Below are 22633 nucleotides of genomic sequence, written 5' to 3' on the forward strand. Positions count from 1 at the left end.
TTCCTCATGCGTTCTGGGAAGGTTTCCGGGTAAAAAGAACAAAAGCCATGGCGGGGCGCTTGCTCGCCTCGCGCATGGCGAACTGCATGCCGTCATAATGCCAGCCTCTGGCGGTCCAGGTGTTGAGAATCTCTTCCAGCGCATCATCCGTCACCAGACTGGTTTCCACCACTTTGTATTCGACCATCGAACTTCCCTCTGGCAGGCAGAATCCTCTGCGACTTAAAACCTGGCGTTGCCCGGTGTGCGCGGAAACGGTATCACGTCGCGGATGTTCTCCATGCCGGTCACGTACATCAGCAGCCGCTCGAAACCGAGACCGAAGCCGGCGTGGGGACAGCTTCCCCAGCGGCGGATATCGAGATACCAGTCGAGACGCGCCGGGTCGATGCCAGCCTTGCGCATCTTCTCCTGCAGGACGACGAGGCGCTCTTCGCGCTGACTGCCGCCGATGATCTCCCCGACCCGCGGCACCAGCAGATCCATGGCCGCCACGGTGCGGCCGTCGTCGTTCAGACGCATGTAAAACGCCTTGATATCGGCCGGATAGTCGGTTACGAACAGCGGTCCGCCAACCACCTGTTCGGTCAGGTAACGTTCATGCTCCGATTGCAGATCGGCACCCCAGGCGACGGGGTATTCAAAACCAACCGGGGCCCGTTCGAGACGCCGGACCGCCTCGTCGTAGGTCATGACGGAAAAATCCGCCGTGGCCAGTTTTTCCAGCTTGTCGATCAGGCCCGGCTCGATGCGCTGATCGAAAAATTCCAGATCCCCGCTGCACGAATCCAGCGCAAACCGCACCAGGTAACGCAAAAAATCCTCCGCCAGCACACAGTCGTCGGCCAGGTCGGCAAACGCCATTTCCGGCTCGATCATCCAGAACTCCGCCGCATGCCGGCTGGTGTTGGAATTTTCCGCCCGGAAGGTGGGGCCGAAGGTATAAATATCGGAGAAAGCCGTGGCAAACAGCTCCCCCTGCAGCTGCCCGCTGACCGTCAGACCGGTCTTTTCGCCGAAAAAGTCCTGCCGCCAGTCGATACTCTCGTCCACCATCGGCGGCTGCTCCGCCGGCAGGGTGCTGACGCGGAACATCTCGCCGGCCCCCTCGCAGTCGTTGGCGGTAATGATCGGGGTGTGGACATACAGAAAGCCCCGCTCCCGGAAAAAGCTGTGAACCGCGAACGACAGGGCACTGCGCATGCGAAACACGGCGCCAAAGGTATTGGCCCGCGGCCGCAGGTGAGCGATGGAGCGCAGATATTCAAAGCTGTGGCGTTTCTTCTGCAGGGGATAATCGCCGTCGGCATCTCCAAGGATCCTTACGCGGCGGGCATGCAGTTCCCATGACTGCCCGGCGGCGGGCGACGCAACCAGTTCGCCCTCCACATGCAAAGCCGCACCGGTTCCGCAATGCGCTGCCGCGGCGTATCCTTCCATCCGGGAATCAAGCACCACCTGCAGATTTTCCAGGCAGGAGCCATCGTTCAGTGCGACAAAGGTTATATCCTTGCCGCGCCGCACGGTGCGGACCCACCCGCAGACCCACAGCGCCGGCATCGGCCGGCAGGCCTGCAATACGCCGGCAACACGCATCCTGCGCGAACGCGTTTCACTTGTGACGCTCATCGTAAACAACTCCCATCGGGTGCTGAAAGAAACCGTCGCTGCCTTCCATCGGAACCGGGCCGACCGCCAATCAAACCGGAATGGGCCAAGACTCCTGAAAGGGCGAAGATAGCAAATTCATGCCTGGCCAGACCAGCTTTTTCTACCGTTGTTGTCTCCCGTCGAAGTGAAGGCCGATAGCAAGCCCTGCGGAACCTCTCACCCCGGTCCAGACATAAGAAAAACAAGAGCGCAAACACATAGCCCAGTCTGGAACTTTACAGAGAACCTTGCAATTACCCGAGTATTTGGGTAATCTTTGAGTCCGTTCAACGCTATCAGGACAGCGGAAAGGAGCATGCATGCCGCGCGGACAAGGCCCCTGTCGCCACGGTTGGGGACCGCCTCAGGGCGGATTCGGCAACCTGCCCCGGTTCATCGAGCCGGTGGTGCTCTACCTTCTTAAAAAGCTCGGGCATGCCCACGGTTACCAGCTGGCGGGCGAGTTGCCGGAACACGCCATCGGCGAGACCCTCATCGACCGGGGAGCACTGTACCGCACCCTGCGACAGCTCGAAGCCGACGCCTACGTCACCAGCGACTGGGATGTTTCCGGTGCCGGCCCGGCCCGTAGATTGTACCGTCTGACCCCGGCCGGGGAAAACTACCTGCGCCACTGGGCGGAACTCATCGAACGCATGGCCGAAGCCATGCATGGATTTGTGGCCAAGGTTGGAGAACTGGACAAAAAATCTGAAAGCGACAAAAACTCAGGATGACAGCCGGACAGACATCCCCCTTCGAGCAAAACGCCTTGCCAGACATAAGAGCCACAAGGAACAAGGCCGGCAAGCCTGTAGCCTCCATCCAGAAGAACATCCGCAGTATAAAACAATGATGGCGTCGCAAAAACTCAACAATGACGCGCCTTGCAGTTGGCGCCTGTTGCCCCCCCGTCAGCCTTCGCTGGATGTAAAACACGTACGGCACCTCTCCCACGCCCCCCTGGAAATCAAGACCATTTCGAGGTTGTGGCTATATTTCCACAACACACTGAACCCGCCCTTGACTCCAGGGACATCACGGTCGCGGAAAAGGGAAAAACCGCCCGTTGAGTGAAGTGACGCCCTGCCAATTGCAGCACAAATTGATATAAATCAAGGCAGGAAGATTTGCGCCTCGTTATCCTTGAACCGTCCGGGATTCAGCCACAATCAAAAAGCAAACCCGGATTTTTCCACGATTAAGGATGCCCCAAAGGAGAGGCTTTATGGAATCCCCGGTAACGGTCAAACCCTCGCTCGCCATCACGATCCTGAAAAGCGGACTTGGCGTCAACGTTCCCATGTTTCTCTGGGGGCCGCCGGGAATCGGCAAGTCGCAGATCGTGGCCCAGGTAGCGGCCTCGCTGAACCTGCCTCTGATCGATATTCGTGCCGTGCTGCTGGATCCCGTGGACCTGCGCGGCGTACCGTCGGTCGAAAACGGTACCACCCGCTGGAATCCTCCGGATTTTCTTCCCAGGCACGGCGAAGGGGTGCTGTTTCTGGACGAGCTGTCCCAGGCACCCGATTCGGTACAGAGTTCGCTGTTGCAGCTTGTGCTGGACCGCCGCCTCGGCGAATACTGCCTGCCCGATAACTGGCGGATTCTGGCGGCGGGCAACCGGGTAACGGACGGCACTTTCAGCCGCAAGATCAGCAAGGCGCTGGGCTCCCGCTTCGCGACCCATTTGGAACTGGCTGTCGATCTCGATGAATGGTGCGTCTGGGCAATCGCCAATCAGGTACCCTCGGAAATCCTCGCCTTTCTGCGCCTGCGGCCGGACCTGCTGCATCATTTCGATCCCAAGGCCCAGGGCAACTCCTTCCCCTGCCCGAGGGTCTGGGCCAACATCGGCCAGTTTCTCGGCAAACTGCCCGTCGAAGCGGAACTGCCGTTCTTTGCTGGAGCACTGGGCTTCGGGGCCGCCGCGGAATTCACATCCTTCCTGAAAATCTATCGGGATCTGCCGGAAGTCGATGCCATCATGCGCGATCCGGACCAGGCGGTTGTGCCGCAGGAACCGTCGGTGCTCTACGCACTGTGCGGAGCCATGAGCCGTAAAGTCACGCTGGACAACGCCACGGCGGCATTTCGCTACATGCGGCGGCTGCCCACCGAATTCCAGGTGGTCTGGCTGCGGGATACGCTGCAGGCCGAGCCCGGGCTGGCCACGTCCAGGGAATTCGGCAGATGGGCCGAAGACAACGGCGATCTGTTGCTTTAACAGGAGGCAAGAGCATGGAAACCTCCACCAAACTGGCGAAAGCGGTCGCAAGAACGGTGCTCGACCATCCGTTTTTTGCCACCCTGCTGCTGCGCATGCCGCTGCGCGAGGACCGGGAAGTCAAAACCGCTGCCACCGACGGCAGGCAGATCCGCTACAATCCGGCCTTCATCGACAGGCTGAGCGTCAACCAGACGGTGTTCGTTCTCGCCCATCTGGTCATGCACGTGGCCCATTTCCATCCCCTGCGGCGCAACGCCCGCCACCCCGGCCGCTTCAACAAGGCTGGCGATTTCGCCATCAACGGCATCCTCAAGGAAGCCGGCCTCAGCCTGCTGCCTGGCGCGCCGTACCACAAATCCTTTGATAATCTCGCCGCTGAACAGATTTACGAGCGGCTGCCCAAAGGCGCAGGCGACGGCGACGGCAGAGATGGCGACAACGATATCGATTCGGACCAGGATCCGGGCGGCTGCGGCGGTTTCGAAGATGCAAAGGATGAACACGGCAAGCCTCTGTCCAGAGCGGACAGGCAACGGCAGGAGGCCGAATTGACCGTGGCGATTCAGCAGGCCGCGCAAGCGGCCAGGGCACAGGGCAAGCTGCCAGGCTCTCTGGCGCGCCTGGTGGACGAACTGGTCCACCCGATTCTCGACTGGCGTGAAATACTGAGGAGTTTCGTCGATCATGCGGCTCGCGACGACTATTCGTGGAGACATCCCAACCGGCGCCATATTGCCGACGGCATCTATCTGCCGAGCTTCCGTTCCGAGGGGCTGCAGCCGCTGGTGCTGGCCATCGACACCTCCGGCTCCATCCGTCAAAGCGAGCTGAATCAGTTCCAGGCGGAACTCAACGATATTCTGTTGAGCTACCCGTCGACGGTCAACGTGGTTTACTGCGACAGTGAAATTTCAGCCACCGAAATCATCACTCCGGAACAATACCCGGTGCGGCTCAAAGCTGTCGGCTGCGGCGGCACCGATCTGCGCCCGCCCTTTGACTGGGCGCGACAGAACGTGCCGGAAGCCGGATGTCTCATCTATCTGACCGATCTGAAGGGTGACAGCCCTGAAATAGATCCCGGCATTCCCACTCTGTGGATCAGCACCACCGATGAACGGGATCTGCCCGAAACGCAGCGTCCCGGGTTCGGGCACATCGCCTGGCTGAAATGAGCCGGACGCAAGGTACAAGGAGGCCGCCATGGAAAAAGTCATTCAGCTCACCTTTATCCAGCGGGATACGGTTCGAAGCCTGCATCCCGACCTCTGGCGCCAGTGCAAATACCTGGATACCGGCAAAATAAGCCGCATGCAATATACCTGGCGCTACACCACAACCCCTCAAACCGCGCTGGCCTTGCGCCTGATGGGCCTGTGCGTCATCGACGGCCAGGACGACGCGGCACCGGGGAGCTAGATCCCGAAACCCCGGGTTCTTCCCGCGGCTACCGCGCACTTGTCATCTGGAAAACCTGTCTTCGGTTGCACGGCCACCTCAAAACATGCGAAACTCCACAGCGAAAACATTACGCTTCCCGCTCAAAAAGGCACTCAAGGGCCGGCACACCTGCCGCCAGGGCTTACCGGGCGTTACCCTCGCCCTCAGCACCGCTTGGAGATTCCCATGAAACAGCACAAACCTGAAACCGGTCTGCCCTCAAAACTTAAATACAATCTTGCCCGATGCTGGTGGAAGGAAACCCGCGCACGCTGGCGCCGCTTCAGGCATCTGCGCAAAACCACCGTCCTGGCCGTAACCGGCAGCTGCGGCAAAACCACCGCCACCTGTTTTCTGGGCAAAATACTGGGCGATCATGCTCCCTGCTATACCGGTGTGAACCGCAACACCAGCCGGGCCATCTACAAAAACCTGCGCAAAATGCGCACCTCCTGCCGCTTTCTGGTGCAGGAAATGGGGGTGGGCTTCCCCGGCGACATGGAGCAAAACATCCGCGCCCTGCCTCCGCATATCGGCATCGTCACCACCATCGGCCAGGATCACTACACCAGCTTCCGCACCCCGGAGGCCACCGCCGCCGAAAAAGGCAACCTGATCGCGGCGCTGCCCGAATCCGGCACCGCCGTGCTCAATGCCGATGATCCCCACGTGATGTCAATGGCGCCACATACCCGCGCCGGCATTTTGACCTACGGGTGCAGCGAACACGCGGATGTCCGCGGCAGCGACATTTGTTCTGCCTGGCCGCAACGCCTGTCTCTGACGGTAACCTATGGCCATGAAAGCGTCCGCGTCGAAACCGGCCTGTTCGGCGACCTGCTGGTCACTTCCCTGCTGGCCGCCATTGCGGGAGCCCTTGCCGTCGGCGTGCCGCTGTCGCAATGCGCCGCCTCCCTGAAGGGGGTCGAATCCTTCCCCGCCCGGCTGTCCATCCACCGCAGCCCGCAAGGTGCCTGGTTGATCAAGGATACCGTCAAGGCGCCTTTCTGGAACGTCGGAAAAACCATCGCTCTGATGAAAAACGCCTCAGCGTCGCGCAAGACCGTGGTGATAGGCTGCTTCAGCGATACCGCCGGTTCCGATTCCCAGAAATACCGCACCATGGCCCGCCTGGCGCTGGAAATTGCGGACCGCGTGATCTTTGTCGGCGGCAAAGCCACCTATGTAAGAAAGATCCAGACCGAGGAGTTGACAAACCGGCTCTATCTCTTCGACGACATTCAGGCCGCTTGCCGCTTTCTGGAGAACGCCACCGTTCAAAACGAGCTTGTCCTGCTCAAATCCAGCAGCCGATACCACCTGGAACGCATGCTTTACGGACAACTGGAGGGGTTCAACTGCTGGAAAAGTTCCTGTGACAAAAAAATCGACTGCGCCGAATGCCCGGACAGGTTCGGCACATAGAGTCTCCTGCCTTGATCTTTTCAAGCCTGTCAGCGTCCGAACAAGAGCCTCTGCCACCCTCAAAAAAGGAGGCATGACAAGAATCGACAGAAGGTGTATAAGTTGACCGTTTCGCCGTCTGTGGCGATCCATGCCTCCCGCCTCTTTTCCCTCCCTTATCGGTGGGGCAGGTCCAACCTGGCGTTTATCCATTCTTTCGATTCCGGAGTATCAAGACCGTGGCCCCTTTTATTGGCACTCTGATGAAAAAGCCTGTTCTTCGTTTCTGTCTGACAACTTGTCTGGTTCTGGGCACGGTGCTGCCGGTTTTGGCCCGTGAAACCATCGCCACCCGCCCCATCCTTCCGGCGGATTACTCTTCGATCAGGATTTTTGACCGGGAGGGCCGGTTCGTAGCCCGCATCCCCGCTGAACGCAGGTACTGGGTGCCTATCAACCGCATCCCCCAATTTTTACAGAACGCGGCGGTCGCCATTGAAGACGCACGTTTTTTCGAACACGGCGGCATCGACCTCAAGGGCATCACCCGGGCGCTGGTCAAGGATGTGATGCAGGGAGAAATGGCCGAGGGCGGCTCCACCATCACCCAGCAGCTGATCAAGAACAAGCACCTGTCCGGGGAAAAAACCATCGATCGCAAGCTCAGGGAAGCCCGCCTGGCCATGGAGTATGAGCGCAAATACACCAAGAAGCAGATTCTTGAGATGTATTTCAACGAAATCTACTACGGAAACGGTGCCTGGGGCATTGCCCAGGCCGCCCTGCTGTACTACGACAAAAGGCCCGACCAGCTGACCGATGACGAATGCGCCCTGCTTGCCGGGGTGTCCAAGGCCCCCAACCGCTACAATCCGCGCGGCAATACCACCAAGGTCAAGGCCCGCCGCAATCTGGTGCTCAGTCGCATGGCCGAGCTCGGAATGATCACGCAGAAACGCAAACAGGCGCTGGCGGCACGCCCCGTCACCAGCGTAAAATCCGGGCAGTCTTCCTATTACCTGGCCCACCTGCGCAACAAGCTGGTTCAGCAATACGGAGAAAAAGTTTTCGAGCGCGGCGGATTGCAGGTGATCGCGGCCATGGACCTGTTGCTGCAGAAAAGCGCCGAACAGACCCTGAGCGAACAGGTACGAACCATCTCGCCGGACCTGCAGGGCGCCCTGTTGTGCCTTGATCCGGGCACTGGTGACATCCTGGCCGCCGCCGGCGGGGTGGATTTCAAACAAAGCGCTTATAACCGTGCGCTGTTCGCAAAACGGCAGCCGGGATCGGCCATCAAACCGCTGATCTACGCCGCGGCCCTGGAAAAAAGCCATACCGCCGCCGAACTCTGGAACGACGATCCGGTCTCCTATCGGCGCAGCGACGACAAAATCTGGCAACCCCAGAATTACGGACATGAACGCCAGGGACAGGTCAGCCTGCGCGAAGCCCTGGCACACTCCAACAACATCATTGCCGTCAAGTTGCTGGAAGCCATCAGCGCGCCCTACTTTGCCGATTTTGCAGGCAATCTCGGAATTTCGCTGCGATCACGCAACGATTTGTCAATGGCGCTCGGCACCGGGGAAGTAACCCTCAACGAACTGGTCGCGGCCTACGCCCCGCTGGCCAACGGCGGCCTCAAGGTGCAGCCACGCACCATCATCAAGATCTACGACCGGCGCTCCAAAACCTGGACCCGCACCCCGGCTCCGCGGACTCCGGTGATGTCCGGGGCTACGGCATTCATCACAACCCAGATGCTGAGGGATGTTCTGACCCACGGCACCGCTAAAAATCTTAAAAAGTTTGCCGAACACTATCCTGCCGCCGGCAAAACCGGCACCACCAGCGACTACCGGGATGCCTGGTTTATCGGCTACACGCCGAAACTGGTTACCGGCGTCTGGGTAGGTTATGACAAGCCCCGTCCCGGCGGCAGGGGTTTTACCGGCGGCGCGGTCAGCGCCCCCATCTGGGAAAGGTTCATGCGCTCGGCGCTGGCCAGGCACCCGGCGGCTTCCTTCAAGCAACCGGAATCGGTCATTTCCCTTGCCATTGATCCAACCACCGGAATGCCGGCCACAACCGCCTGCCCGGTGACCCGAAACGAGTTTTTCAGCATTGGCAGCGAGCCGCGGGAGTACTGCACCGCACACGCCGGAGATCCGCTTCAGGAGCTGCCACCATCCCTGGAGCTGCCGGATATCGAATCGCTGTTGATACAAGGCGATGCACAGAACAGCGTCGGAGAGCCACCCGAAACGGTCGGAGACGAGGTGCCGGATGAAGACACCGATCCGCAACCGCCCACGGACAATCCCGCTCCATCCCCTTAGCGGGTTTCCATCCGGGAACGGCTCTTTTCCACGGTGACGGGTTGCGGTATAGTTCGAGGAGAGGAGCATCTTTCTCCCCGCAAGCGGTTCCTTGCGATAACGGACATCCGTGTTCCTTCCCGGCGGGAGACGCCTTATGTCGCGACGCATCGATTATAAGATACAGGGCCTGGATTGTTCCGAAGAGGTGGCGATACTGCGACGGGAGGTCGGAGGCAGACCCGGGATCATCGATCTGGCGTTCGATGTGGTCAACGCCCGCATGACCGTTGAATTTGACCCGGACGCCATCTCCGCCCCCGAAATCGTCACGGCGGTGAACGCCACCGGCATGAAAGCCTCTCCCTGGGAGCTGCGGCATGCCGCTGCGAAACAGCCCTTCTGGACCCGCCACGGGCGGCTCATCACGACCGTCGCCAGCGGTTTGCTGCTGGCCTCGGCTTTTTTTGCCCACTGGATGCATCATGGCAGCCTGCTGGATGTCTTTGCGGGCCTGCATGGCACAGAGCAAAATCCGCCAACATTCATAGCCCTGCTGTATCTCGGCGCCGTGACTTGCGGCGCATGGTATGTGCTGCCAAAAGCCCTGCAGGCCATACGCCGGCTGCGACCGGACATGAACGTGCTGATGATCGCGGCGGTCATCGGCGCCATTCTCATCGGCGAACTGTTCGAGGCAGCCACCGTCGCCTTTCTGTTCGCCTTGTCGCTGCTGCTGGAACACTGGAGCGTCGAACGGGCGCGCAATGCCATCGGCGCACTGCTCCATTTGACCCCGCCCACCGCCCGTTACTTTTGCGGAAATCATTGCGGCTACCATGAAAAACCCGTCTCGGAGGTACCGCCCGGCGCCACCGTGCAGGTTTGGCCCGGCGAGAAAATCCCTCTCGACGGCATGGTGATCAAGGGCATGTCGTCCGTCAATCAGGCTCCCATCACCGGCGAATCCATGCCGGTGTCCAAACAACCCGGCGACGAGGTCTACGCCGGGACCATCAATCAGGAAGGGGTACTGGAACTGCGTACCACCCGCGCCGCCAGCGACACCACCCTGGCACGCATCATCCACATGGTGGAAAACGCCCAGGCGCGGCGCGCCCGCAGCCAGCAGTGGGTGGACCGTTTTTCCGTTTACTACACGCCGTCCATGATGCTGCTGGCTATCGCCACTGCCGTAACCCTGCCGCTGCTGACAACAGCTTCCTGGCCGGAGAGCGTCTACCGCGGACTGGTCATCCTGGTGATCGCCTGCCCCTGCGCGCTGGTCATTTCAACGCCGGTCAGCATCGTTTCAGCCCTGACCGCTTCGGCGCGAAACGGCGTGCTGATCAAGGGCGGGCTTTACCTGGAAGCGGCCGGGAGCCTCAAGATTCTGGCCATGGACAAAACCGGAACCCTCACCGAAGGGCAGCCGGAAGTCCAGGTCCTTGTCCCCCTCGACGGCCACACCGAGGAGGAGTTGCTGACACGCGCCGCCGCCCTTGAAGCCACCAGCGAACATCCGCTGGCGCGAGCCATTCTGCGCAAGGCGCGCGCCTCCGGCATCACCGTGGTGCCGGCCGAGCACTATCAGGCCCTGCCCGGCAAAGGCGGCGAAGGGATGATCGACGGCCGCGCTTTCTGGATCGGCAGTCACCGGCTGATGCATGAGAAAAACCAGGACCTGGCGGATATCCGGAAACGGGTGGAAGCACTGGAGGATGCCGGGCATACGGTGATCGCCCTCGGCAACGACCGCCATGTCTGCGGCCTGATCAGCGTCGCCGACCGCCTGCGCAAAAACGTGCCGCGCATCCTCGATGCAATCCGGCAAGCCGGCGTCGAGCAGATCATCATGCTGACCGGCGACAACCAGGGCACGGCGCGCGCCATCGCCGCGGAGGCGGGTGTCGATGACCATCGCTGCGAACTCCTGCCCGAAGACAAGGTCGAGGCCATCGGCCGGCTGGTACGGAAACATCGGACCGTGGCCATGGTCGGTGACGGTGTCAACGATGCGCCGGCCATGGCGGCGGCAACCCTGGGCATCGCCATGGGCGCCATGGGCACCGACGCCGCGCTGGAAACCGCCGACGTGGCGCTCATGGCGGACGACCTGGCCAAGCTGCCGTGGCTGATCCGCCATTCCCGCCGCACCCTGCGCAACATTCAGCAGAACATCGGCTTTGCCCTGGGCATCAAGCTGGTCTTCATCATCCTGACCATGCTCGGCCTGGCAACGCTCTGGATGGCCATCGCCGCCGACACCGGCGTTACCCTTCTGGTCATTTTCAACAGCCTGCGGCTGCTGAACCTGTCCGCGTCCGATGGACGATCGACGTGAAAAGATGGTTCCTGCCGCGGGCAATCATGCCCTGGCATTGCTAGCAGCCTTGGATCCAGCCTGCCCGGCTTGGGGCCGGATGCTGCAACTGTTGCTCTGCAATTGCCGGCCATCCCCGTAAGAGACCGGGGCCGAAAAGCGGCACAGCAACCCCGCGGGGCATGCCGGAGAAAGGTCTTACGCAACCATGCTTTCCCTTTTTCAGCGCATTCGGGCACGGATGGCAAAAACCCTGGCCCCAGAAGAAAAGGCCGCAGGCAAACTCGGCACATTTATCGGGGTTTTCACCCCTACCATCCTGACAATTCTTGGCGTCATCATGTACCTGCGCTTCGGCTGGGTGGTGGGCCACATCGGGCTGTGGAAAGCGTTGTTGATCGTATTGCTCGCCAACAGCATTACCATGGTGACCGCCCTGGGTTTCTCCGCCATCGCGACCAACACCAGGGTCGGCACGGGCGGCGCCTACTTCATGATATCGCGAAGCCTGGGGCCGGAAATTGGCGGGGCCATCGGCATTCCCCTGTTTTTCTGCCAGGCACTGTCGGTCACTCTGTATGCCTACGGCCTGGCGGAATCCCTGCGTTTCGCGTGGCCGGGCGCCCCCCTGCAGGCAACGGCTTTTCTCGTCATTGTGCTGGTCGGCGCCCTGGCGTTTCGCGGTGCCGGCGGCGCCCTGAAAATGCAGGTACCGATCCTCCTGCTGATCGCCCTCTCCCTGCTGGCTTTGGCCGGGGGTGTTGTGGCCGGCGGCGGCGCGCCGCGAGCCCTGGCAACCGAAGCGTCCGGACAGTATAGCTTCTGGTTCGTGTTCGCGGTTTTTTTCCCGGCGGTAACCGGCATCATGGCCGGGCTGAGCCTGTCCGGAGATCTGGCCAATCCGCGCCGCGCCATTCCTCGGGGCACGGTAATGGCAACCCTGACCGGCTTCGCGATCTACATGCTGGTGCCGGTCCTGCTCTGCCTGGGCGCCGATAGTGAAGCACTGCGCGATAACTCCCTGATCTGGACCCGCATCGCCCTGTTCGGGCCCTGGCTGGTCCTGCCGGGCCTGTGGGGAGCCATCTTTTCTTCGGCGGTCGGATCCGTGCTGGGTGCGCCACGCACTTTGCAGGCCCTCGCCACGGACCGCCTGGCACCCCGCTGGCTGGCCGCCGCCGAGCACACGGCGGAACCCCTGTCCGGCCTTCTTGCCACCCTGGCCATTGCGCTGCTTGCGGTTTTTCTCGGCGACCTCAACACCGTTGCTGAAGTCGTGACCATGTTTTTTCTCAGCGTCTATGGCACGATCAATGCGATTGTCGCCCTGGAATACCTTTCCGGCAATCCTTCCTGGCGCCCTGAAATCAAGGTCCCATGGTGGCTGAGCCTCGGGGGCGCCACGGGATGCCTGGCCATCATGCTGCTGATCAATATCCGGGCCAGCCTGACGGCCGTCATGGTGGTTCTGGGCCTGTGGCTGCTGCTGCGACGGCGCGAACGATCGCATGCCTGGGGCGATGTGCGGCGGGATCTGTACGAAGCGGTCATTCGCTGGGCGCTTGTATGCCTTTCCCGGCGGCCGATGACGGCGCGCAACTGGCGACCGCACATTCTGGTGTTCGTGAGCAACATCGACAGACGCCTGCCTCTGGTCCGCTACGGCGCCTGGTTCAGCCAGGAACGGGGTGTCGTTACGGTCTGCGAATTGGTGGTGGGCAACCTGCTGGAACTGAACCTGAATATTCTGGAACGGGCGAAACACATCGACCGCGTGCTGGACCAGGCCGGCATCGTCGCATTCGGCGAGGTCGATGTGGTGGAAAACATCGAACAGGGCATCATGACTGTGACCCAGGCCAACGGCATCGCCGGCATCGCCGCCAACACCATCCTCCTCGGGTGGCCGGACGACATGGAGCGACTGGTCCACTTTTTGCGGGTTATCCGCCCGCTGAGGCACATCAACCGGTCGATGCTGCTGGGGCAGGTCGAAACGCCGCCACCCCTGCGTGAAGGTCAGCGCCGTAGCATCCACGTATGGTGGGGGGGCCTGCAGCGCAATGGTGATTTGATGCTGTTGCTGGCCTATCTGCTGTCGCGCAACCCCGAGTGGCGAAATGCCCGCATTCAGATCATGACCATCGCATCCAACCAGATGATCAAACAGCAGACCGAAACCATGCTTGCCAAACTGATCCCGGAAATCCGCATCGAGGCCGAGGTGGAGGTGATGGCCAAACCTGAAGATACGAGCGTGGTGGAACTGATTCATGCCCGCAGCGCATCCGCCGACCTGGTCATCCTCGGTCTCGGCATGCCCGCCGAAGGGCAGGAAGAGGGTTACGCCGAGCGCCTTACGGAGCTGGCGGCGGGCCTGCGCTCTTTCTTTTTTGTCCACAACGGCAGCCTGTTCATTGGCGAACTGATCTCCCAGTGACCTTTCGCCATGCCCGCTCCCGAAAGCATCGGCGTTATTCCCCTCTGCCCTCTTCGGACATGAGTTTTCGGCACAATGACATGAATTGATAATCCTCCGCGAACCATGCCCTCAGCGCGGCAAGCCCCCTGGCATCGATGGACCGGTCCAGGCCATCCGGATTCCGGTGCGCGGCGATATCGTCATCCGGAAGTTGCAGCGACGCTGGCAAACGCCACCCGTCTTGCCAATGTGCAGAAAATGCACATGGCGTCTTCTGAATGGATTGAGCATGAACCTGTCACCCCTGTTTCCCGTATCTCGTTAAAAACTGATCCAGCCGGTTCGCGAAATCCTGCCGGTCACGCTGGGTCAGCGATGAAGGACCGCCGGTATCGATGCCGCAACCACGCAGCCTGTCCATAAAATCCCTCATCCTCAAACGCTCGCCGATGTTGTCGGCATCGTAAAATTCACCACGCGGGTCAAGGGCGTAGCCGCCCTTTGCGATCACCTGCGCCGCCAGCGGAATATCCGCCGTGATCACCAGATCTCCGGTCCGGAGCTGCCTGACGATCTCACGGTCGGCCGCATCCGCCCCCTGGGGGACCTGCACAAGGCAGATGTGCACGGAGGGCGGGAAGCGCAGGGGGTGGTTGGCGACCAGGGTCAGCATCACCCCGATGCGTCTCGCCGCCCGAAACAAAATTTCTTTTATCACTGCGGGGCAGGCATCCGCGTCCACCCATATGTTCATGACAATAGCCTCCTGTCGCGGAGTCGTTGGTGGTATGTCCCGGTTCCGCACCCCAGGGCAAAACGAAAAGGGAAACAGGAAAAATGAAAACCGGTTGCCGCTGACTGCCGTTAAATGGTATAAGGGGCGCTCTCGTGAACCGCGGGGATCTCTTCCCGTGGTTCTTTTGTTTTTTCAGACAAGGAAGTATCGCAACCATGATCAGCGCCAGCAATGTGGCCCTCGCCTACGGGAAAAGGGTCATTTTCAAAGACGTCAACATCAAATTCATCCCCGGCAACTGCTACGGCCTCATCGGCGCCAACGGCGCCGGCAAATCAACTTTTCTGAAAATCCTCGCCGGTGAAATCGAAGCGGACAAGGGCGACATTTCGATTGGCGCGGGCGAGCGCATCGCCATGCTGCGCCAGGACCACTTTGCCTTTGACGAAGAGACGGTTTTCAATACCGTGATGATGGGTCACATGCGCCTCTACGAGGTGATGTCCGAGCGCGAGGCGATCTATTCCAAGGGGGAATTCACCGAACAGGACGGTATTCGCTCCGGCGAACTGGAAGCCCTGTTCGCCGAAATGAACGGTTACGAGGCCGAGTCGGAGGCGGCGGTGCTCCTCAACGGCCTCGGCATCCCCGAAGATCTGCGCCACAAAAAGATGAAGGAACTCGAAGGCGGGGAAAAGGTCCGCGTGCTGCTGGCCCAGGCCCTGTTCGGCAATCCCGACATTCTGCTGCTCGACGAACCGACCAACCACCTCGACCTGAAGTCGATCGCCTGGCTGGAGGAGTTCCTGTCCCGGTTCCAGAACACGGTCATCGTCGTGTCCCATGACCGGCACTTCCTCAACCAGGTCTGCACCCACGTCGCCGACATCGACTTCGGCAAGATCACCGTTTACGTCGGCAACTACGATTTCTGGTACGAAGCCAGCCAGCTGGTACTGAAGCAGAAACAGGAAGAGAACCGCAAGATAACCGAAAAAGCCAACGACCTCAAGGAGTTCATCCAGCGCTTCAGTTCCAACGCCTCCAAGGCCAGGCAGGCGACCTCGCGCAAAAAACTCCTCGAAAAACTCACCGTCGAAGACCTGCCCGTCTCCTCACGGAAGTATCCCTTTGTGGTCTTCAAACCGGAGCGCGCCTGCGGCGATATCATCCTGGAGATCAAGGATCTGTGCAAAACCGTCGACGGCGTCAAGGTGCTGGACAACTTCAGCCTGATCGTCAACAAGGGGGACAAGATCGCCTTCGTCGGTGGCGACGCCCAGACAAAAACCGCCCTCTTTCAGATCCTGGCCGGCGAACTCGAACCGGACAGCGGTTCTTTCCGTTTCGGAGTCACCATCACGCCGGCCTTTTTCCCCAAGGAGAACCGCCGCTTTTTCGAAAATGACCTGACCCTGATCGATTGGCTGCTGCAGTTCGCGCCGACCGAAGGAGAGAGCTTTGCCCGTGGCTTTCTGGGCCGCATGCTGTTTTCCGGCGAAGAAGCGACCAAAAAATCCAATGTCCTCTCCGGCGGGGAAAAAGTGCGCTGCATGCTCGCCCGGATGATGCTGACCGGCGCCAACGTGCTGGTGTTCGACGAACCGACCAACCACCTCGACCTCGAATCCATCACATCTCTCAACAACGGACTGATCGCCTTTCCGGAGGTGATCCTGTTTGCCAGCCACGACCACAAGTTTCTGTCGACGGTTGCCAACCGCATCGTCGAAGTCACCCCCGCGGGCTTCATCGACCGGGCAATGACTTTTGACGAATACCTCGAAAGCGCCGAAGTTGCCAGAATGAGAACGGAACACTTCGGACAAGAAGCCGCCCTGGCCCTGTAGCCGGGTTACTTTTTGCAATGGTCATGGCGGGTTTGCTAATGCCTGCCATGACCATTGCATTGTCGCATCGAGGATGCCGGGCGCGAGCTTTTCATCCGAGCATGGCGAGAGCCGCCCATGGAACGACATTGAACACGAAAACCAGCAGCTTGTACCCGCCGAGAAGCGCATAAAACACCACATTGAAGTTTTCCCGCGGCATGGGAAACCACTGACTGTGGAGCCTGTAAACAAAATCGCCGCACAACACCTTCACCAGAAACGCCAGCGTCAGCAACCCCAGATTCAGGATGCTGCACCACATGAAAAATCCGCTCAGCATGGTCATATCCATCGAACCACTCCTTTTTTGATGGTTGTGGAAATTGTATCCTGACGAACAAGGCGTGCTTCTGCCCGACTCAGATCTTTTTCCCGATATAAAAAACATACCCGTAAAAATCTTTGTATTTATCATACAGATGCGCTTCATGCCGCTGATTTTTCACGAGTTCCTCGGCTGCTGTGTTGCCTGCATGTTTTTTCAGGAACTTCTTTTGGGCAGATATCTGCGGAGTGTAAAAGTTGGCGAGCCAGCAGTTTTCAGGCAAAACAAATGTCGCCACGGGAATATAGCCGGCCTTTTCCATCTGTTCGACCTTGCGGGAAATAACATCGATTTCAGGGTAAGCGTCCTTCCAGAATGCATCGATTTCGGCGGGTCGTTCCCGGGTAAACCAGGAGGCCTCGGAAACGGCAATAAAACCTCCCCTCTTCAAAAATCCATGCCATTGTTTCAGGCCTCTTTCAAACCCCATATTGTAGATTGCGCCCTCCGACCAGATCAGGTCCAGCTCTTCACGTTGAAAGGGAAGATTGTCCATTGAACCGACAATGCCGGAAACCCTGTCCTGAAGATTCCATTTACAGCTGTTGGCGTTAAATATATCGATAAAATCGGCAAACAGATCGATGCCCGTTATATGCCCCGGCGCATGTCGGGCCAGGACCATGGTCTGTCCGCCGGTTCCACACCCCAGATCAGCGATTTTCGAGTCATTGGCAAGGTTATCGATAAAAGACAGCGCCTTGAGCGTTGCTTCGGGGCTTCCCGGCCCTTGCCGCTCCAGATTTGAAAAATATTCGCAGATCAATTTGAAATCGAATTCGTGGATGGATTTGTTTGCGTCGCTCATCGTTGTTCCTTATCCATGATGTGATTGGGTTTTTGCCGGACAGGCTTTTCACACCCGCAAGTCCTTGAATAAAAATGACAAGTGGGCCGTCCTTGCGTGCCGGGGCAAATGCCGACAATGCCTGATCGTCACAAATCCGCCCCCCCGCCCCTTGACAACCTTTCGAAGAAAGGCATTCTCAAACGTAGTGGTGACGCCAGGCCAAAAAAATGCTACGAACATGAAATCTTCAGGATCGAACTGCGCACGCCGGGAGAGAACCTTGGCCATCGAATCTGTCCCTTGCATTGATAAAATCATCCGCGATTTCTGGGCATCCGCCCCCGGTAACAATCTGGGGCTCCATACCGGCGAGAAAGCATGGGCTGAGCCGCAGGTAGCCGTAGCGCGAGGCGACGACCCCCTGTTTCTTCGTCACAAGGAAATGATCGGCACCTTTCTGTGGACTCCGGCAGAGGCTTATGCCCTTGCCTTTCCCCATTTGCCGGCGCCGGGCGGCGCACAATTGCGGGTCATCAGCTATGTGTTGCCGCAGACTCCCCAAACCCGTGCGGACCAGCGTGCCGAAAAGACCATGCCGGCCGAACGCTGGGCGCGATCGCGATTCCACGGTGAAGAGTTCAACGGGGCGCTGCGCCTTTACCTCGCAGAGGCCCTCACCCGGGCCGGATATCCCTCGGTGGCGCCGGAGCGTTTGCCCGCCTTCGGCTGTCGCATTTCGCAACGCTTCGGATTGGCCTCCAACTGGTCGGAGCGCCACGCCGCCTTCGTTGCCGGGCACGGCACCTTCGGACTTTCGGATGCACTGATTACCCGATGGGGGCAGGCCGCACGCCTGGGCTCGGTCGTGTCCCGCATCGAGCTGCCTGTCACGAAGAGGGTTTACGGAGAAGACTATCACGCCTGGTGCCTGTGGTACGCCAAGGGCACCTGCGGTCTTTGCGCCAGGCGCTGCCCGGCCGGAGCCATCACCACCCGGGACGGACACAACAAACAGGCATGTTTCAGGTATATTCGCGACACAACCGCGCCCTATGCCGCCACAACCTATGGAACCGGCGCCACACCCTGCGGTTTGTGCCAGGTTGGCGTTCCCTGCGAAACCCGGGTGCCTGAAGGATTGCCACAAGGTCCACCATAAAACCCTCAGGCCAGCGCCACTCCCCGCTCCCGCAGGAATTGCTTGAGCTCATCGATGCGAACCATGCCGAAATGAAACATGGAGGCCGCCAGCAGAATGGTGGCCCCGGCTTGCACCGCTTCATAAAAATGCTCCAGTTTTCCGGCGCCGCCGGACGCCACCACCTCCGCCGCAACCGCCGACTTGATGGCTTTGATTACCGGCAGGTCATAGCCGGTCCGGGCACCGTCGCCGGCCTTGCTGGTTGGCAGGATGACGGGCACTCCATAACCATCCACCCGCTTGGCCCATTCGACGGCATCGAACCCCGTTGCGGTACGGCCACCGTCGACATAAACCTCGTAGCCAGACGGCAGGGCCGGGTTGCGGTCGACGTCGATGGCCACCGTCACGCGCAGGGCGCCAAGGGACCTGATCAGTTCCGGTATCAGATCCGGCTTGCGAAACGCGGCGCTGCTGACGGAAACCTTGTCGGCGCCGGCCTTGAGCACCGCCTCCGCCGACGCCACATCGGCAATCCCGCCACCCACGGTGAAGGGAACCGTGGTCACCTCGGCCACGCGCCCGACCACCTCCAGCATGGTCGCCCGGCCCTCGACGGTGGCGGTGATATCCAGAAGGGCCAGTTGGTCGGCGCCACTCTCGCAATAGGCGCGTGCGCAGGCCACCGGATCGCCGGCATCCCGGATATCCACAAAGTGCACGCCCTTGACCACGCGTCCGTTCTGCATGTCCAGACACGGCATAATACGAACTTTAGGATTCATGTTTGCAGCCTCCTGTTCGGTTGAGAAAAAACCAAGGAACATTCATTTTCTTCGAACATTTGCGGATAAGACCCGCCCGATCGGATAAACCGATCAGGCCTGATCGTATTGTTGATATTATCGATTTGATTTATCGCTAACGAAAGTATATGGTCGCTCCATGCAACCGACAATCGCCATGTGCAACATATTCGACCAAAATACCGAAAAACTGGTGGCGTTTGCAACCGAACATGGTTTTTCCGCCATCGACTGGTCTTTGGATCCCACCCTTCCGGAACCAGAATTCCTCTCCCTCATGAAGGACCTTGCGGGATTCCAGGTGCGCTACCACTGTCGTTTTCACGGTGTGGATGTAGCCTACAACGATCAGCGGGGCGATGAATCCCTGGCGTTGCTGTTGCGTACCGTCGACCAGATAGCTGCTGCAGGCGGGCGCTACATGACGGTGCATTCCGGGCTCGGCAATCCCTCCGGCAAGGGCATCGATATGAATCGAGCCATCAGGAACCTGGCTGTTCTCGTAGCGTATGGCCGTGGCAATGGCGTCGCCGTGGCCCTGGAAAATCTCACCACTCCGCTCACCAACGATCCGCTGCTGTTCCATCGTATCGTGACGGAAAGCGATGCTTACGTCACCATCGATATCGGCCATGCTCACGCGGTGCGGCATCTGCATCCGGGGAAGGACCTCTTCGCCGAATACATCCTGCCCCATCGCGACAGGCTTCTCAATGCACATGTCTACCATACGGAACTGGAGGGTTACGGTCACGTTCCGCCCGATGCCCTTTCCGACATCAGCGAACGCCTTGATCTTCTCGGTTTGTCTGACTCTTGCGACTGGTGGGCCATTGAACTCATGAACCCATCGGAATTGTTGCATACGCGCGACCTGCTGCAAAGCTACCTCCAAACATCATCCCTGCAGGCCGATGCAATGCGGCAACAAATTCCGTTTTTCCTGGGGAGTGTCTAAGCTGGTGCCCATCCGGGGACTCCGGATAAAAACAAGGTATACCCTGCGAATTTGTCGCTTTTTTCAAAGGACCGGGCATGCGCTGTATTCTTCTGCTTCTCGATGGCCTTGGTGACCGGAGCCACCCCCAGCTTGACCACAGGACCCCTCTTCAGGCCGCCTCCACACCCAATCTCGACAAAATCGCCTCTCTCGGCATGAACGGACTTTTCCACTCCCACCTCCAGGGAACGGCCTTGCCCAGCGAGCTTGCCCATTTTCTCATGTTTGGTTATCAAATAGAGGATTTCCCGGGGCGGGGCGTTGTAGAAGCCTTGGGGGAAGGAATCGACATCCGACTGGATGATGTGGCCCTGCTGGCACGCATCTTCTCTGTGACCAAAGAGCAACAGCGCCTTGTGCTTCGCCATGAAAATCCGCCTCTCGACCGTCAGGATTGTCAGTCTCTTCACGGGGCGATCCGCGCTTTCAGCCGCGATGCCATTGAGGCCGAATTCCTACCTACAAAAGGGATCGGCGGCATTCTCCGTTTGCGAGGGAAGGTGTCGAAAGCCGTTACCGACTCGAATCCAATCATCGAAGGGCGCCCCCTGATGGAGGTTCTCCCTTTGCGCGCCATGGCGGAGGATCCGCTCACCCAGAATACCGCCCGGTTTCTCAACGACTATCTGCGCTGGAGTTATCGGACACTTGCCACGCATCCACTTAATCGACAACGAACCCGGGAGGGACTTCCGGCCATTAATGCGGTCGGTACGCAGCGAGCCGGGATGATGAAGCACCTGCCTTCATTTACCGACAAATGGGGGCTCAAGGGGCTGATGATCGCGTCCGGTGCCGTTTATCAGGGGCTCGGTCAGGTGGTCGGCATGGAAACCTGCAAGGTCAGGGATACGGGCGATCCCGGCAAGGATTTGCAGGAACGGCTCGCCATGGCCTGGCAGGCCAAGGAATTCGATTTTGTGCACGTCCATACCAAGGTTGCCGATGAGGCAGGTCATGCCAGAGATCCTCTTCTTAAAAAACGGATAATAGAATCCATCGATGCGGCGCTCGCTTTTGCCATCGAGAAAATCCTTGCCGACGACGATGTTCTGTTTATCGTTACCGCCGATCATGCCACGGCTTCCTCCGGCACCATGATTCACACCGGCGAGACGGTGCCGATAGTCATGGCCGGGAGATATGTGCGGCGCGACAAGGTCGTGAGTTTCGACGAGGTAAGTTGTGCTTCCGGTGGGCTGAATCTTGTCAGGGGTAAGGAGCTCATGTATCTGGTCCTGAATTTTCTTGACCGGGGCAAGCTCTGGGGACTCATGGATGCTCCCGATGACCAGCCTTTCACGCCGGGCAACGCGACCCCCCTCCCTGTCGACTGAACCCCGAGGTCGTTGTTCGCCAGTCGAGCCTGCGCGCTGCAACGAGGTGTCGTGAAGAAGAGAGCGATGGCGGACGATAAGGAGTTGTCAAATATGGCCCGTGAGCCGATCCCGGATGTCGAAACCGGAGTCATCCATGGCCGTTTTCAGGTGCTCCATAACGATCATCTCTCCTATCTCCAGGCGGGAATGGCGCTTTGCCGTCACCTGGTCGTGGGGATTACCAACCCGGATCCTTTTCTAACCAGGGATGAGACGGTCGATCCAAAGCGAAGCCGCTCGATTTCCAATCCCCTGACCTATTTTGAACGCTACGTCATGATTCGGGCTGTTTTGGAAGAGGCGGGTATCGCCTCATCGCGTTTTTCAGTGGTGCCGTTTCCCGTCAATCTGCCCGAGCTGTACAGATATTATGTTCCCCTCGATGCGCTGTTTTTTGTTTCCATCTATGACGATTGGGGGAAGCGGAAACTGGCGTATTTCAAATCGCTTGGCCTGGCGACCCACATTCTTCGGGAAGTGCCGGCTGCTGAGAAAGGTTTGAGCGCCACCGATATTCGCTGCCGGATGGCGCGAAACGAGCACTGGGAAGCCGGGGTGCCGGGTGCCGTGGTCAGACTCATGAAAAAGTGGGATATCCCCGGCCGCCTGCGGGAGATGGAAAAACCCTCCTGAAAATTTCGGCCGCAATATGTATCCATGTCACCCCATTGATAAAATCAATAATTCCGCAACTTTGTATTTAAATTTACAATTAGACAACCAGCCAGGCATTTGCTAGCTTCGAATCGAGTTTTTTCCACTTTTTTCGGAGGA

General features: G+C 59.3%; 20 protein-coding genes. 13 read left to right on the forward strand and 7 right to left on the reverse strand.

The features are described from left to right. Positions 1–4: 4 nt before the first annotated feature. Entirely contained in the window at positions 5–187 is a 183-nt protein-coding gene (locus A6070_RS12880; protein ID WP_072286153.1) for a DUF4177 domain-containing protein, read from the reverse strand. Between the two features lie 35 nt (positions 188–222). Next, entirely contained in the window at positions 223–1629 is a 1407-nt protein-coding gene (asnS, locus tag A6070_RS12885; protein ID WP_327191996.1) for an asparagine--tRNA ligase, read from the reverse strand. Between the two features lie 341 nt (positions 1630–1970). Here asnS and A6070_RS12890 point away from each other — a divergent pair, with 341 nt between their 5' ends. The 8 genes from A6070_RS12890 (at position 1971) to A6070_RS12925 (ending at position 13808) form a co-directional block, all read left to right on the forward strand. Continuing rightward, positions 1971–2387 (forward strand): PadR family transcriptional regulator, encoded by a 417-nt coding sequence (locus tag A6070_RS12890; RefSeq protein WP_072286154.1) that lies wholly within the window; start codon positions 1971–1973, stop codon positions 2385–2387. A 491-nt stretch (positions 2388–2878) separates the two neighbouring features. After that, complete coding sequence (locus A6070_RS12895; RefSeq protein ID WP_072286155.1) at positions 2879–3877, forward strand: AAA family ATPase; 999 nt, start codon at positions 2879–2881, stop codon at positions 3875–3877. 14 nt (positions 3878–3891) lie between these two features. Continuing rightward, positions 3892–5055, forward strand: coding sequence for a vWA domain-containing protein (locus A6070_RS12900; RefSeq protein ID WP_072286156.1), 1164 nt, complete (start codon positions 3892–3894; stop codon positions 5053–5055). A 28-nt stretch (positions 5056–5083) separates the two neighbouring features. Continuing rightward, complete coding sequence (locus A6070_RS12905; RefSeq protein WP_072286157.1) at positions 5084–5299, forward strand: hypothetical protein; 216 nt, start codon at positions 5084–5086, stop codon at positions 5297–5299. A gap of 207 nt (positions 5300–5506) precedes the next feature. Beyond that, positions 5507–6745: a Mur ligase family protein gene (locus A6070_RS12910; protein ID WP_083558489.1), complete on the forward strand. Its 1239-nt coding sequence runs from the start codon at positions 5507–5509 to the stop codon at positions 6743–6745. Positions 6746–6987: 242 nt separating this feature from the next. Next, positions 6988–9066, forward strand: coding sequence for a transglycosylase domain-containing protein (locus tag A6070_RS12915; RefSeq protein ID WP_083558847.1), 2079 nt, complete (start codon positions 6988–6990; stop codon positions 9064–9066). 136 nt (positions 9067–9202) lie between these two features. Next, positions 9203–11389 carry a heavy metal translocating P-type ATPase gene (locus A6070_RS12920; protein ID WP_158513978.1) on the forward strand — a complete coding sequence of 729 codons (2187 nt, stop codon included), beginning with the start codon at positions 9203–9205 and terminating at the stop codon, positions 11387–11389. A 220-nt stretch (positions 11390–11609) separates the two neighbouring features. Then, positions 11610–13808 (forward strand): APC family permease, encoded by a 2199-nt coding sequence (locus A6070_RS12925; protein ID WP_158513979.1) that lies wholly within the window; start codon positions 11610–11612, stop codon positions 13806–13808. 34 nt (positions 13809–13842) lie between these two features. Here the strand turns inward: A6070_RS12925 and A6070_RS15640 are convergent, their stop codons facing one another. Both A6070_RS15640 and A6070_RS12930 read right to left on the reverse strand, forming a co-directional pair. Beyond that, positions 13843–14019: a hypothetical protein gene (locus A6070_RS15640; protein ID WP_158513980.1), complete on the reverse strand. Its 177-nt coding sequence runs from the start codon at positions 14017–14019 to the stop codon at positions 13843–13845. Between the two features lie 69 nt (positions 14020–14088). Further along, positions 14089–14544, reverse strand: a complete 456-nt coding sequence (locus tag A6070_RS12930; RefSeq protein WP_072286160.1) for a YaiI/YqxD family protein — start codon at positions 14542–14544, stop codon at positions 14089–14091. Positions 14545–14741: 197 nt separating this feature from the next. Here A6070_RS12930 and A6070_RS12935 point away from each other — a divergent pair, with 197 nt between their 5' ends. Then, positions 14742–16376, forward strand: a complete 1635-nt coding sequence (locus A6070_RS12935; RefSeq protein ID WP_072286161.1) for an ABC-F family ATP-binding cassette domain-containing protein — start codon at positions 14742–14744, stop codon at positions 16374–16376. 91 nt (positions 16377–16467) lie between these two features. Here the strand turns inward: A6070_RS12935 and A6070_RS12940 are convergent, their stop codons facing one another. Both A6070_RS12940 and A6070_RS12945 read right to left on the reverse strand, forming a co-directional pair. Next, positions 16468–16710: a DUF6868 family protein gene (locus A6070_RS12940; RefSeq protein ID WP_072286162.1), complete on the reverse strand. Its 243-nt coding sequence runs from the start codon at positions 16708–16710 to the stop codon at positions 16468–16470. Between the two features lie 67 nt (positions 16711–16777). Further along, on the reverse strand, positions 16778–17551 hold the full coding sequence (locus A6070_RS12945) for a class I SAM-dependent methyltransferase (RefSeq protein ID WP_072286163.1): 774 nt from the start codon (positions 17549–17551) through the stop codon (positions 16778–16780). A gap of 262 nt (positions 17552–17813) precedes the next feature. Between A6070_RS12945 and A6070_RS12950 the strand changes: the two genes are divergently transcribed. Continuing rightward, positions 17814–18692: a 4Fe-4S ferredoxin gene (locus A6070_RS12950; protein WP_235605463.1), complete on the forward strand. Its 879-nt coding sequence runs from the start codon at positions 17814–17816 to the stop codon at positions 18690–18692. A 5-nt stretch (positions 18693–18697) separates the two neighbouring features. On the opposite strand, the gene hisF is transcribed toward A6070_RS12950, so the two are convergent. Beyond that, positions 18698–19459, reverse strand: a complete 762-nt coding sequence (gene hisF / locus A6070_RS12955) for an imidazole glycerol phosphate synthase subunit HisF (RefSeq protein ID WP_072286164.1) — start codon at positions 19457–19459, stop codon at positions 18698–18700. 160 nt (positions 19460–19619) lie between these two features. Here hisF and A6070_RS12960 point away from each other — a divergent pair, with 160 nt between their 5' ends. From A6070_RS12960 to A6070_RS12970, 3 genes are all read left to right on the forward strand, one after another. Continuing rightward, a complete protein-coding gene (locus tag A6070_RS12960; RefSeq protein WP_072286165.1) occupies positions 19620–20438 on the forward strand; it encodes a sugar phosphate isomerase/epimerase family protein in 819 nt (272 codons plus the stop codon). 77 nt (positions 20439–20515) lie between these two features. After that, positions 20516–21817 (forward strand): alkaline phosphatase family protein, encoded by a 1302-nt coding sequence (apgM, locus tag A6070_RS12965; RefSeq protein ID WP_072286166.1) that lies wholly within the window; start codon positions 20516–20518, stop codon positions 21815–21817. A 93-nt stretch (positions 21818–21910) separates the two neighbouring features. After that, complete coding sequence (locus A6070_RS12970; protein ID WP_072286167.1) at positions 21911–22492, forward strand: nucleotidyl transferase family protein; 582 nt, start codon at positions 21911–21913, stop codon at positions 22490–22492. The last annotated feature ends 141 nt before the right edge of the window (positions 22493–22633 follow it).

It is taken from the genome of Syntrophotalea acetylenica (assembly GCF_001888165.1).
Taxonomy (GTDB): Bacteria; Desulfobacterota; Desulfuromonadia; order Desulfuromonadales; family Syntrophotaleaceae; genus Syntrophotalea; species Syntrophotalea acetylenica.

Coding starts and splice junctions, on each gene's coding strand:
- A6070_RS12910 (WP_083558489.1), top strand. CDS start 5,507: ATGAAACAGCACAAACCTGAAACCGGTCTGCCCTCAAAACTTAAATAC.
- A6070_RS12940 (WP_072286162.1), bottom strand. CDS start 16,710: ATGGATATGACCATGCTGAGCGGATTTTTCATGTGGTGCAGCATCCTG.
- A6070_RS12970 (WP_072286167.1), top strand. CDS start 21,911: ATGGCCCGTGAGCCGATCCCGGATGTCGAAACCGGAGTCATCCATGGC.
- A6070_RS12905 (WP_072286157.1), top strand. CDS start 5,084: ATGGAAAAAGTCATTCAGCTCACCTTTATCCAGCGGGATACGGTTCGA.
- apgM (WP_072286166.1), top strand. CDS start 20,516: ATGCGCTGTATTCTTCTGCTTCTCGATGGCCTTGGTGACCGGAGCCAC.
- A6070_RS12920 (WP_158513978.1), top strand. CDS start 9,203: ATGTCGCGACGCATCGATTATAAGATACAGGGCCTGGATTGTTCCGAA.
- A6070_RS12935 (WP_072286161.1), top strand. CDS start 14,742: ATGATCAGCGCCAGCAATGTGGCCCTCGCCTACGGGAAAAGGGTCATT.
- A6070_RS12880 (WP_072286153.1), bottom strand. CDS start 187: ATGGTCGAATACAAAGTGGTGGAAACCAGTCTGGTGACGGATGATGCG.
- A6070_RS12900 (WP_072286156.1), top strand. CDS start 3,892: ATGGAAACCTCCACCAAACTGGCGAAAGCGGTCGCAAGAACGGTGCTC.
- A6070_RS12925 (WP_158513979.1), top strand. CDS start 11,610: ATGGCAAAAACCCTGGCCCCAGAAGAAAAGGCCGCAGGCAAACTCGGC.
- A6070_RS12915 (WP_083558847.1), top strand. CDS start 6,988: ATGAAAAAGCCTGTTCTTCGTTTCTGTCTGACAACTTGTCTGGTTCTG.
- A6070_RS12930 (WP_072286160.1), bottom strand. CDS start 14,544: ATGAACATATGGGTGGACGCGGATGCCTGCCCCGCAGTGATAAAAGAA.
- asnS (WP_327191996.1), bottom strand. CDS start 1,629: ATGAGCGTCACAAGTGAAACGCGTTCGCGCAGGATGCGTGTTGCCGGC.
- hisF (WP_072286164.1), bottom strand. CDS start 19,459: ATGAATCCTAAAGTTCGTATTATGCCGTGTCTGGACATGCAGAACGGA.
- A6070_RS12895 (WP_072286155.1), top strand. CDS start 2,879: ATGGAATCCCCGGTAACGGTCAAACCCTCGCTCGCCATCACGATCCTG.
- A6070_RS12945 (WP_072286163.1), bottom strand. CDS start 17,551: ATGAGCGACGCAAACAAATCCATCCACGAATTCGATTTCAAATTGATC.
- A6070_RS12960 (WP_072286165.1), top strand. CDS start 19,620: ATGCAACCGACAATCGCCATGTGCAACATATTCGACCAAAATACCGAA.
- A6070_RS12890 (WP_072286154.1), top strand. CDS start 1,971: ATGCCGCGCGGACAAGGCCCCTGTCGCCACGGTTGGGGACCGCCTCAG.